This is a genomic window from Pontibacter sp. E15-1 (assembly GCF_022601975.1).
Taxonomy (GTDB): domain Bacteria; phylum Bacteroidota; class Bacteroidia; order Cytophagales; family Hymenobacteraceae; genus Pontibacter.
On sequence record NZ_JAKVIR010000015.1, the window covers coordinates 21,461 to 33,340 of the forward strand.

Annotated in this window: 8 protein-coding genes; 6 read left to right on the plus strand and 2 right to left on the minus strand. The window is 51.3% G+C overall.

All coding sequences use genetic code 11. The features are described 5' to 3' along the window. The first annotated feature begins 14 nt into the window (after window positions 1–14). The 4 genes from MKJ04_RS11875 to MKJ04_RS11890 all read left to right on the plus strand — a co-directional run bounded on the left by MKJ04_RS11875 (window position 15) and on the right by MKJ04_RS11890 (window position 7,441). Window positions 15–2,978 (plus strand): M16 family metallopeptidase, encoded by a 2,964-nt coding sequence (locus MKJ04_RS11875; protein WP_241641857.1) that lies wholly within the window; start codon window positions 15–17, stop codon window positions 2,976–2,978. Window positions 2,979–3,444: 466 nt separating this feature from the next. Next, the gene (locus MKJ04_RS11880) at window positions 3,445–3,873 is read left to right on the plus strand and encodes a hypothetical protein (protein ID WP_241641858.1); all 429 of its coding nucleotides are present in this window, start codon (window positions 3,445–3,447) and stop codon (window positions 3,871–3,873) included. A 91-nt stretch (window positions 3,874–3,964) separates the two neighbouring features. Beyond that, window positions 3,965–5,707: an SWIM zinc finger domain-containing protein gene (locus MKJ04_RS11885; protein ID WP_241641859.1), complete on the plus strand. Its 1,743-nt coding sequence runs from the start codon at window positions 3,965–3,967 to the stop codon at window positions 5,705–5,707. A gap of 261 nt (window positions 5,708–5,968) precedes the next feature. Continuing rightward, complete coding sequence (locus MKJ04_RS11890) at window positions 5,969–7,441, plus strand: glycosyltransferase family 39 protein (RefSeq protein WP_241641860.1); 1,473 nt, start codon at window positions 5,969–5,971, stop codon at window positions 7,439–7,441. A gap of 125 nt (window positions 7,442–7,566) precedes the next feature. Here the strand turns inward: MKJ04_RS11890 and MKJ04_RS11895 are convergent, their stop codons facing one another. Continuing rightward, window positions 7,567–7,764: a hypothetical protein gene (locus MKJ04_RS11895; protein ID WP_241641861.1), complete on the minus strand. Its 198-nt coding sequence runs from the start codon at window positions 7,762–7,764 to the stop codon at window positions 7,567–7,569. A 300-nt stretch (window positions 7,765–8,064) separates the two neighbouring features. On the opposite strand from MKJ04_RS11895, the gene MKJ04_RS11900 reads away from it, so the two are divergent. After that, on the plus strand, window positions 8,065–8,568 hold the full coding sequence (locus MKJ04_RS11900; RefSeq protein WP_241641862.1) for a DUF4920 domain-containing protein: 504 nt from the start codon (window positions 8,065–8,067) through the stop codon (window positions 8,566–8,568). Between the two features lie 228 nt (window positions 8,569–8,796). After that, entirely contained in the window at window positions 8,797–9,174 is a 378-nt protein-coding gene (locus MKJ04_RS11905; protein ID WP_241641863.1) for an endonuclease domain-containing protein, read from the plus strand. A gap of 387 nt (window positions 9,175–9,561) precedes the next feature. Here MKJ04_RS11905 and MKJ04_RS11910 read toward each other — a convergent pair whose 3' ends face one another. Further along, window positions 9,562–11,790, minus strand: coding sequence for an NADP-dependent isocitrate dehydrogenase (locus MKJ04_RS11910; RefSeq protein ID WP_241641864.1), 2,229 nt, complete (start codon window positions 11,788–11,790; stop codon window positions 9,562–9,564). Window positions 11,791–11,880: the final 90 nt, after the last annotated feature.

Here is an 11,880-nt window from a genome sequence, read left to right on the forward strand (position 1 = left end):
AACTTAGGAAGACTATGACTATCTCACGCGGATCATCTCTACTGCTGCTGGCGCTTGGCCTGACCTTCACGCAGTGCAAAAACGAGGCATACCAGACTCAGTCGACAACCGACACCTCGGCGGCGACGGCGACCACTGCGCCAGCCGAGAAAGAGTACAACTACGAGACGGCGGCAAACGACCCGCTGAACGCCCGCATCTATACCCTCGATAACGGACTGAAGGTATACCTGACGGATTACGAGGACGCCCCGCGCATCCAGACCTACATCGCGGTGCGCGCAGGCAGCAAAAACGACCCCGCCGATGCGACCGGCCTGGCCCACTACCTGGAGCACATGGTGTTTAAGGGCACCACCCAACTGGGCACCGCCAACTGGGAGCAGGAGAAAGCCGAGCTGGACAAGATTGAGGCGCTGTATGAGCAATACAGAAATACCTCTGACGAGGCTGCCCGCAAAAAAATCTACCACCAGATCGATAGCGTGTCGGGAGTAGCGGCCACGTATGCCATTGCCAACGAGTATGACAAAGCCACCACGGCCATCGGGGCCAAAGGCACGAACGCCTATACCTGGGTAGACCAGACGGTGTATGTGAACGATATTCCGAGCAACCAATTGGAGCGCTGGCTCGAACTGGAGGCCGACCGCTTCCAGGAGATGGTGCCGCGCCTGTTCCATACCGAGTTGGAGGCCGTGTATGAGGAGAAGAACCGCACCCTCGACAGCGACGGGCGCAAGGTAGCGGAGGTGATCAACACAGAGCTCTTCCCGACGCACCAGTATGGCACGCAAACCACCATCGGCACCATCGAGCACCTCAAAAACCCGTCGATAACGGCCATCAAAAACTACTTCGACAAGTACTACGTGCCCAACAACATGGCCATTGCCATGTCCGGCGATATCGATTTTGACCAGACCATCCGCCTGATCGACAAGTACTGGGGAGGTATAGAAAAGAGTACTGTCCCGACTTTTACGGTGGCGCAGGAGCAGCCCATCCAGAAGCCGATCGTGAAGGAGGTGCTGGGGCCGGACGCGGAGAATGTGTCCATCGCCTACCGCACGCCGGGCACCAGCACAAAAGATGCGCTGGTGGTGGAAATGATCAGCAACATGCTCTACAACGGATCTGCCGGACTGATTGACCTGAACCTGAACCAGCAGCAGAAGGTGCTGCAGGCCTACGCCTACGACACCCAGATGAAAGACTACGGCACGTTCCGGATGACGGGCATGCCGCGCGAAGGCCAGACCCTGGACCAGGTGCGCGACCTGCTGCTCGCCCAGCTCGAGATGGTTAAAAAAGGTGCTTTTGACGATGACCTGATCACAGCTGTGGTCAACAACGACAAGATCAACACCGTGAAGGCCTACGAAAGCAACGGAAACCGCGCCGATGCATTCGTGTCTGCCTTTATCTATGACATACCGTGGCAGACGTATGTGAGCCTCCCGCAGGAGTTTGCCCAGATAACGAAGCAAGACGTGATGGAGGTGGCCAACAAGTACTTCGGCAACAACTACGTGCTGGTGTACAAGCGCAACGGCAAAGACCCGAACGCGCAGAAAGTGGAGAAGCCAGCCATCACGCCGGTGGCCGTGAACCGCGATGCGAAGTCAGAGTACTACAAGGACTTTCTGGCCAAGGAAGTGGAGCCGCTGCAGCCGGTGTTCATCGATTATACCAAGGACATCCAGGAATCCAAGCTGAAAAGCGACATCCCGCTGCTGTATACCCACAACAAAGACAACGGCCTGTTCCAGCTCTACTATATCCTGGACATGGGCACCAACAACGACCCGAAACTGGGTATGGCCGTGAACTACCTCAAGTACCTGGGCACCGACAACTATACCGCCGAGGAGTTGCAGAAGGAGTTCTACAAGCTGGGCACTTCCTTCGACGTGTTTTCCAGCGGCGACCAGGTATATGTGAGCCTGACTGGCCTGGATGAGAACTTCGACGCGGGCCTGAACCTGTTCGAAAGCGTGCTGGCCAATGCCCGGCCCGACAAGCAGGCCCTGAGCGACATGGTGGCGGGTATCCTGAAAGCGCGTGCCGATGCCAAGAAAAACAAGGGCGTGATCCTGCAGCAGGCCATGGTGAACTACGCCAAGTATGGCAAGAAGAACCCCTTCAACACGGTGCTGAGCGAGAAAGAGCTGAAAGCCGTGAAACCCCAGGAGCTGGTGAGCATCATCAAGAGCATCCCCACGTATGAGCACCGCGTGCTATACTATGGTCCACGTGAAACCGACAAGCTTGTCGCGACCCTGAACACTGGCCACAACATACCTGCCACGCTGAAGCCCGTGCCTGCCGAAAAAATGTATGCCGAGATCGACTTTAAGCAGCCTACCGTATACTGGGCCGATTACGACATGGTGCAGGCCGAGATGCTGTTTCTGAGCAAGTCGGTGCCTTACAACAAAGACATCGTGCCGGTGGTGCGCCTCTACAACGAGTATATGGGCGGCATCGTGTTTCAGGATCTGCGCGAGTCGAAAGCCCTGGCATACTCCACGTACTCTTTTTATGCCCCGGCATCCAAGAAAGAGCGCTCCAACTACCTGCAGTCCTACATCGGGGCGCAGGCCGACAAGCTTTCGGAGGCGATGGCGGGCATGCAGGCCCTGCTGACTGACATGCCGCTGGCCGACGCCAACTTCCAGAACGCACAAGCCTCGCTGCGCAACAGCATCTCCACCGAGCGCATCACCAAAGCCGGCATCCTGTTCGATTATGAGCGCGCCAAAAAGCTGGGCCTCAACTACGATATCCGGCAGGATGTATACCAGAGCGCCAACGCCATGACGTTCGACCAGATGAAGGAGTTTCAGCAGAAATACATCAAAGGCCAGCCACAGGCCATCCTGGTGATCGGCTCCAAAGACAAACTCGACTTTAAGGCGCTGGAAAAATATGGCACCGTGAAGCAACTGGACCTGAAAACCTTATTCGGGTATTAGGTTAGCCGTTCGTGTTTTGATAACAGAAGAAGGAGCAGCTAACGGTTGCTCCTTCTTCTGTTTATACCTGCCTGCGCCCCGCTGTTTCGGATTTCTCAATCCGAAACTTTTCCTGAAGCGGATTTCCTAATCCGCGTTAGCAAAACCACGGGGATTAGGGAATCCCCGGCAGGGGCTTCCGGACTGGGAAGTCCGGAAGAGCCGTGAAAGCCGTGAGTACGCGTACTAATCACTTGATAAGGGTATAAGTCACGCATCAGTATATAGTACCAGATTTTAGAAGGAGCAGCCAACGGTTGCTCCTTCTTCTGTTTTATACATGCCTGCGCACACGCAGCAAACTCATTACTGATAGCCAACCAGTTACAGAACCGTGCAACGAAAAATGCTGTTAAGATAGATGGCGGTTGTGCGGGATGCGCGTGGCTGTCAGGAATCTATTCGTCGATCTATAAACCTTACGGCTATGAGCCATATATTCAGGGATGATTACAAGCAGGTGAAGTGCACGTACGAAAACTATGTGAAAGAACTTCGGCAGGAAGACAGCCTGATAAAGGCGCGCCTGGGCTGGTTTCTGCTCTTCGAGGGGCTTCTCTTCAACATGTATACCCAGGCCACCCGCGAAATCAGGCAGCTGATTCTGGTACTGGGGGCCATGATTGCCGTGCTGGTGCTGATGTCGCTGATTGCGGCTGTCTGCGTGTGGTTTCACAATTTCAAAATCATCACCGTGGATTTTGTGGAGCGGTTTCACATCACCGAGGAAGACCGGATCAACTTCCCACAGCTTAACCGGGACAAGAAGTTTATATGGCTGGGCCATGCCTTCGCCCTCTTCATCCCGACCGTAATTATTGGGGTATGGATATTTATATATGTGTACATCCTGTAGGCTCAAGCGCCTCCTTTGAACAAAAATCGCCATAACCTGTAACGCTGGCAGCTTGTATACATAGCATCGGAAATCTTCTATTTCTAAAGCCATGCTTACACTACAGAACTTTGAGACACAGGTCAATTCAACTATCCTGGAAAGAGGAAAACGGTATTACAACCAACAAGCTATTTCCTGGCTCGAGGAAACAGAAGACAACGTATGGCAGGCACAGGTGGAAGGCACCGATACCTATGAGGTAGCGCTTACGCTCACCAACAAGCACGAGATCGCGGCTTGCTCCTGCGACTGCCCGTATGAAGGCCACATCTGCAAGCATTTGGTTGCCGTGTTTTTTGCCGTGCGGGCCGAAACCCAAAAGCCTACAGGCAAACAGCAAAAGAAAAAGGCGGAACGGAACCTGTTTAAAAACCTGCTGCAGCGCATCAGCCTAAAAGAATACCAGGATTTTATCCAGCAGTATGCAGCCAGGCACAAGGACTTTAAAACGGAATTTGAGCTGTATTTTGCCGATAAAGACGAGCGGATTGATGTCGGCAAAAAGTATGAGGAACTGCTGCAGAAACTCATCCGGAAGCATAGCGACCACGGCTTTGTGGATTACCGCGCCACTGTTGGGCTATCGAAAGAGGTAGAGAAATTATTGGGCAGCGGCCACGACTTTATATCGAGAAACAATTTTAGCGATGCCTTTGCCTTGGCCAGGGTGGTGCTGAAAGAGATGCTGGAAGTGCAAATGGGATGCGATGACTCTGCCGGCAACATCGGCGGCACCCTCTACGAAGCGGTTGAGCTGATAGAAGCCATTGCCACTTCCGACACAGCTGCCCCTGCTTTAAAAGAGCAGCTTTTCTCTTTTCTGAAAACAGAGCTCAGCAACAAGGAGTATTTTGACTACGGCGACTTTGGCTACGAGCTTTTGAGTGTTTTTGAAAACCTTGCCCTGCAGTTGCACAAGCCAGAGGAGTTCATCGGCTACTTAGATGCCCAATCTGCTAGGCTCACCGGCCAGTACGACGACTACCAGCGAGAATTTTTACAGAAACAGAAGATTGAATTCTTAGCGGCAACCGGCAAATCCGAGGAAGCCGCGGCACTGGTGCAGCAGCACCTGGACATTGTGGAGGTGCGGCAGCAGGAGGTAGAAAAAGCTCTCAGTAAAAAGGATTACGTAGCGGCAAAAAAGCTGATAAACGAGGGCATCAGAATAGCTGAGGACAAAGACCACCCCGGCACTGTGGCAACCTGGCAGAAAGAGCTGCTGCGGATAGCGGTGCTAGAGAAAGACACCGACACCGTCCGGCGCTACACCAAGCAATTCGCGTTCGACAGGTGGTTCAGCGATGAGTACTATACCCAATGGAAAGCCACTTTCAGCGAGCAGGAGTGGAAAGGCGTGATTGAAAAATACATTGCCGACACCACAAAAGAGATAACCAGGGCGTGGAAGGAAAACAAAAACAAGTTCTGGCGGCCACCCCATCCGCCCTTGCTGCAAACGCTGGCCCCCATATATGTTCAGGAGCACTACTGGGACAGGCTGCTGGCGCTGGTGCAACAGGAAGACAACCTCACAACTCTAAAATATCATACCTACCTGGCCTCCCGCTACCCCACCGAGCTGATGCGGCTATACCTGCCCGCTTTTGAGCAGGCCGGGCAGGAAGCCAACGGGCGAAGCGCTTACGCCGATCTGGCACAAAAAATGAAAAAAGTGATGCAGGACATTCCGGAAGGCAAAGAGAAGATCATGGCTGTTGCCCGCAGCCTGAAAGAGCAGTACCCGCGCCGCCCTGCCATGGTAGAAGAGTTAGACAAAATTTTAAAGTGAGCCCGCTGGCAGGGACGGGTAGGCGGCCCAGTTTCTGCTTGCTGCTTGTGCTGCAGCAGAGATTATTCGCCTCCACCCTTTCCAAACCCCATACCCCTCCTTTTCATTCGGTTACAAATTATAGCCCCCCACGCTGTAGTTCATACTGCTGACATAACATGCTCAGCCAGTTACAGGGCAAACCACGTTTAGCTGAAAAGGGCTAGCACAAGAATGGCTCAGCCCCAATCGCACCCAGCACCGCTACCAAACAAACTTGCCATGCCTGCTCCCTACCGCGTCTTTTACTGGAGTCTGTACTTCATTTTAAAGGCAGGTTTCATGCTGTCAGGCTATAACCTGTTCTCGGAGGAGGCGCAGTATTGGCTCTGGTCGAAGCGCCTGGATTGGGCCTACTATTCCAAGCCGCCGCTGATTGCCTGGGTTAACTTTGGCACGACCAGCCTGCTCGGCGACCAGGAATGGGTGATCCGGGCGACGGCGCTTGCCTTGGGTGCCGCCACGCTGTTCGTTTTCTACAAAGTGAGCATGCAGCTGTTTGCCAATAAGCAGTTGGCGCACCTGGCCACCATGCTGCTGAGCGTGATGCCTTTCTTTGTGCTGGCCTCCACCTTCTTCACCACCGACTCGCTCGTGCTGCTTTTCTGGGTAAGCACGTTTTATTTTTTCCTGAAGGCGCTGCAGCACAATAGCCCCTGGTTTTGGGTGGCGACCGGCATTAGCTTTGGCCTGGGCTGCCTGTCTAAGCAGGCGATGCTGTTTTTTGTGGTGCCACTCCTTCTTCCGCTGTTCTGGCACAACGGGAAGCGCTACCTGAAAGGACAGGCAATCGTTTTGGTTCTTGTCCTGGTCTTTCACCTGCCCCTGCTCTGGTGGAACTACCAACACGACTGGATCATGGTGCGGCACCTGATGAACCTGGCCGGTGCCGAGCAGCAGGTTCAGTTTTCAAAAGCCCTGAAGCAACTTGGGGAGCTTTTTGGCGGATTTATCCTGATCAACTCGCCTTTCTTTTTCCCGCTCCTGCTCCGCACGTTTTTCTTCGGGCAGCAGCCATACCCCAAAGCCGACAAGCAAAAGCTGGGATTGCTCCTTGCCCCGGCCATGGGCATCCTGCTTTTTTTCACATTCGTTGCCCTGAGCAAGCGCGTGGAGGTGAACTGGTATAACGTGGGCTGTGTGCTCCTCCCCATCGGGATGGCCTATGCGTTAATCGAGAGTAAAAAGCTGATCGGCACCCAATTGGCCTTTGGCTTCACGGCGACGTGCCTGCTACTTTTTCTATACCCCGTGCTGCAGGATTATTCAGGTATAAACAGGGTGCTACCTGTGCGCTCCGATGCCATGAAGCGGCTCATCGGGTGGCAAATGCTTGGGCAGGGAGTGCAGAAAATAACCGACGAACATCCAGAGTTGGCGCCGTTTCAGGTGGTGGCTGTAGACTATCATGTGGCCGCCGAGCTTGCCTTTTATACCGGCAACACCGATGTGCGCTGCCTCACCAACATCCGCCAGCCGAACCAGTTCACCGTCTGGGCTGCCAACGGCTGGGGCCAGCAGCCCGCCAACACCCTGTTTGTAACCGACAACCCCACGCTTCCGCCTGAAGTGCAGCTGTATTACGATACCATCAAAACACGCCAAGTGCCATTTATTTACCGGGGCCACCATCTTTATACCTATACCATCTATGTGCTGCGTGTAAAGCCTGGCGTGCTGGCAGGAGGGCTTTAGGTGGTGAGAAATGTGGATGTATAGAAAATAGCTGGTGCGAGCAGGGGGAATAAATTTATAATTGGTGTACCTAATTCAGTTTACTGCTAAAGCACAAATAACAAGATGCAATTAATCAACATGTCTCATTTACATTGATTCTCTACATTAAAAAGCCATTCTTCAAAGGCTGTTACTGTTGGAATTAATGATCCAGTTAATTTGGCTTGGCTCTGAGTAAATTCATTAAATTCATTTGAATATTCAGCAGGGTATTTACGAGTAGCATGATCTAACGTACTAGTGTCTAGCAGCACTAACGTCTCAAGAAAAATTCTTTCCATAAGCTTCATCCTTTATTATATGTCTATAATATTAATTTATTTTGAATTATTGTTGATCATATTTTAATTGGATCAAAATATCTTTGTCAATTATAGCATTAGCTTTCTCTACTAGTGCAAGCTTATAGTTCGGCGCCTGTCGGGTTAAAGCAAATATGTAGAAACGTAAAATTTTGCGTCTCTGCTACTACGCAATTGAATCTCTTGCCGAAAGATTAGAAGCGTAACTTGCGGTATGGGGGTATATTTATTCAAGTATTTTTCTCTATCTTAACCTTACTAAATCATTCCATAAAAAGCATGAAAAGGTCTTTCTTAATCCCTTTAATGAGTATTACTTTGTTTGCATGTAATCAAGGTAAACCAACTGCAAGTTTACCCGAGTCAACTGCAACTTCAGAAATGGAATCCAATAGTAACACATTTGGGGCTAGTTTCACTGAAGATAACGTGATAGGCGTTACAGAACTTCAAACGTTAGCACAGGGCAAAGACTCTGTTGAAGCTGTTGTGAGTGCTGAAATAATGGAAAGCTGCCAGGCAAAAGGTTGTTGGATGGATGTGAAACTGAAAGATAACAGCACCATGAAAGTTACCTTCCGGGATTATGGTTTTTTTCTGCCTACTGAGAACTTGAAAGGTCGCACAGTAGTGTTTACAGGAACTGCTAAACGAGAAACTATTTCTGTGGATGACCAACGCCATTATGCAAAAGATGCAGGCAAGTCTAACTATGAAATTGCAGCAATCACTTACCCTAAAGAAGAATTGCGTTTTGTTGCAGATGGCGTAATCCTGAAATAGAAGTTCCTTAGAGGTATAGAATCTCCAAAAGAATTAGGTGTGGTAGTTAGTCAGATGATATTGACCATCCTCTATCAACTTAAAATGGGCTCCCATGTATGGCAGCCCGTTTTAAGCTAAAATTATACTGTAAGTTTGAGCTTAGCAGGAACTGGTGCTATGATTTGGTAGCCCGTCTGCAAATGGCGAAAAAGCAAGTATATGAATGCGTTAGCGGAATTAGAACCTATGAAACGATACAGTATTATTCCATACCGCCAAGACCTAAAACTAAAAGCAAGAGAACTCAGAAATAACAGTACACTCTCGGAAGTGCTGCTTTGGCTGGAAATAAAAGATAGGAAGCTGTTTGGCTATCAATTTCACAGGCAAGTACCTATGTTGAACTATATTGTTGACTTCTACTGCCATGAGTTAAAGCTGGCAATTGAGGTGGATGGTAACAGCCATGAGTATAAAGTTGGATATGATAGTGTAAGGCAAAACGAAATAGAAGCTTATGGAGTGACGTTCCTCCGATTCGATGATCTGGATATAAAAAAGAATATCAGGTATGTCCTAGACGAGATAACTCATTTTATTCAAGAAAATAGCGCCACACAATAAAGATAATCAAAAAAGTATAATCAAAGCAAATTGTCCCCTTGAGGGGACCACAGGGGTGTAAATACAGTTGCTGGATATTCTGCTTTCTGCTACCTCCGAACTACCGTTGGTTGCAGACACCCCTCTAACTCCCCTCAAGGGGAGAATCAGCTATAGACAATCTTAGAGGCCATTAATTAAAATTCTTGTCTAGTGAATTTCAATTTTTCCCCATCACTTCCAATAATCAATTCCTCAGTTAGTTCGCGCCAGCGGGTATAAATACATAAATAGGTAGAGACGCAAAATTTTGCGTCTCTACTACGATGATACTGCACAAGCCAAGAAAACAGAAAGGCTACCCGATTCGCATCAGGCAGCCTTTCCATTTATACTAAAATACGTCTCCTAGAAATCAGCCAGAATCTTGTTTAGCGTTTCGCTTGGGCGCATGGCTTTCTCTGTTTTGGAGGCATCCGGGTGGAAGTAGCCGCCAATGTCAACGGGCTTGCCTTGCGCGGCGATCAGCTCGTCCACGATCTTGGTTTCGTTCTCGGTCAGGGCGGTGGCAAACTTTGTGAAGCGGTCTTTCAGTTCCTGGTTCTCGGTCTGCTCGGCCATGGCCTGTGCCCAGTATAGTGCCAGGTAAAAGTGGCTGCCGCGGTTGTCTATCTGGCCTACTTTGCGGGCCGGCGATTTGTCCTTGTCCAGGAACTCGGCGTTGGCTTTGTTCAGGGCTGCTGCCAGCACCTGGGCCTTCTCGTTGTCGGTTTTCTGGGCAAGGTCTTCCAAAGACACGGCCAGGGCAAGGAACTCACCCAATGAATCCCAGCGCAGGTAGTTTTCTTCTGTAAACTGCTCCACGTGCTTCGGGGCAGAGCCACCGGCACCTGTCTCAAACAGCCCGCCGCCATCCAGCAACGGCACAATAGAAAGCATTTTGGCGCTGGTTCCAAGCTCCAGAATCGGGAAAAGGTCCGTCAGGTAGTCGCGCAGCACGTTACCCGTTACCGAGATGGTATCCTTACCGGCTTTTGCGCGGTCGAGGGTATAACGCATGGCCTCTACCGGAGACATTATCTTAATCTCAAGGCCGTTGGTATCGTGGTCCTGTAAATACTTTTCTACTTTTTTGATCAGGTTGGCGTCATGTGCGCGCTGTGGGTCGAGCCAGAAGATGGCAGGCGTGTTAGTGAGGCGTGCTCTGGTAACGGCCAGCTTCACCCAGTCCTGGATCGGCAGGTCTTTGGTCTGCGTCATCCGGAAGATATCGCCCTCCTCCACTTTCTGCTCCAGCAGCGTGTTGCCCGACGCATCCACTACACGCACAGTGCCGGCTTCCGCCATCTCAAAGGTCTTGTCGTGCGAGCCATACTCTTCCGCTTTCTGCGCCATCAGGCCGATGTTCGGCACAGTACCCATGGTCGTTACGTCGAAGGCGCCATTCTCTTTATGGAACTTGATCACCTCCTGATATATACCCGCGTAGCTGCGGTCCGGGATAATGGCTTTGGTGTCGTGCAGCTGGCCATCGGTGCCCCACATTTTTCCAGACGAGCGGATAGCCGCCGGCATAGAGGCATCGATGATCACGTCGCTTGGCACGTGCAGGTTAGTAATCCCCTTGTCGGAGTTTACCATCGCCAGCTCAGGGCGCTTCGCATACTCTGCCTTAATATCGGCTTCGATGGCTGCGCGCTGGTCTTCCGGCAGGTTCTTGATCTTGGCGTATACATCGCCCAGACCGTTGTTTGGGGTTACGCCCAGTTTCTTGAATGTCTCAGCATGCTTCTCAAAAACATCCTTGAAAAACACCGTCACGGCATGGCCAAACATAATCGGGTCCGATACCTTCATCATGGTCGCCTTCAGGTGCAGCGACAGCAGCACGCCTTGCGCTTTGGCGTCGGCTATCTCCTTCTCTAAAAACGAGCGCAGGGCTTTGCGGCTCATCACGGCCGCGTCAATCACTTCGCCTTCTTTCAGGGATGTTTTCTCTTTCAGGGTTTTAGTTGCCCCGTCGGCACCCACAAACTCAATTTTCACATCACCGGCCTTCTCTACCACAGCAGATTTCTCGCTGCCATAAAAGTCGCCCTCGCTCATGTGCGCCACGTGTGTTTTGGAATCTGCACTCCAGGTACCCATCGAGTGCGGATGCTTTTTAGCGTATTGCTTCACCGCCTCGGCCACGCGGCGATCCGAGTTTCCCTCGCGCAGCACCGGGTTCACGGCACTACCCAGGATCTTGGCGTAGCGGGCCTTTATGTCTTTTTCTTCTTCGCTTTTAGGGTCCGATGGGTAATCGGGGATGTTATACCCCTGCTCCTGCAATTCTTTGATCGCCGCTGTGAGCTGCGGTATGGAGGCACTGATGTTCGGAAGTTTGATGATGTTCGCCTCAGCCGTTTTGGCCAGGTCGCCCAGGTAAGCCAGGTCGTCCTGCTGCTTCTGCTCGGCAGTCAGCTTCTCCGGGAAGGTGGCAAGGATGCGTCCGGCAAGGGAGATGTCCCGAGTCTCTACCGCGATGCCCGCGGCCTTGGTAAACGTCTCGACAATAGGTAAAAAAGAGCGCGTCGCTAAAGCGGGGGCCTCATCGGTTATGGTATAAACAATTTTTGCTGTTTTTGTCGTCATGTTGTTCTAATAGTTTTAAGGTTATGGCACCGCCCACATGGGGAGGCTGGTTTGATGGTATCGTTGCTTAAGGCGGCACGCTTGCCGGAT

What these genes read in the sequence shown, in the direction of transcription:
- MKJ04_RS11890 (WP_241641860.1), top strand. Translation starts at nt 5,969, where the DNA reads ATGCCTGCTCCCTACCGCGTCTTTTACTGGAGTCTGTACTTCATTTTA.
- MKJ04_RS11875 (WP_241641857.1), top strand. Translation starts at nt 15, where the DNA reads ATGACTATCTCACGCGGATCATCTCTACTGCTGCTGGCGCTTGGCCTG.
- MKJ04_RS11880 (WP_241641858.1), top strand. Translation starts at nt 3,445, where the DNA reads ATGAGCCATATATTCAGGGATGATTACAAGCAGGTGAAGTGCACGTAC.
- MKJ04_RS11895 (WP_241641861.1), bottom strand. Translation starts at nt 7,764, where the DNA reads ATGGAAAGAATTTTTCTTGAGACGTTAGTGCTGCTAGACACTAGTACG.
- MKJ04_RS11905 (WP_241641863.1), top strand. Translation starts at nt 8,797, where the DNA reads ATGAAACGATACAGTATTATTCCATACCGCCAAGACCTAAAACTAAAA.
- MKJ04_RS11885 (WP_241641859.1), top strand. Translation starts at nt 3,965, where the DNA reads ATGCTTACACTACAGAACTTTGAGACACAGGTCAATTCAACTATCCTG.
- MKJ04_RS11910 (WP_241641864.1), bottom strand. Translation starts at nt 11,790, where the DNA reads ATGACGACAAAAACAGCAAAAATTGTTTATACCATAACCGATGAGGCC.
- MKJ04_RS11900 (WP_241641862.1), top strand. Translation starts at nt 8,065, where the DNA reads ATGAAAAGGTCTTTCTTAATCCCTTTAATGAGTATTACTTTGTTTGCA.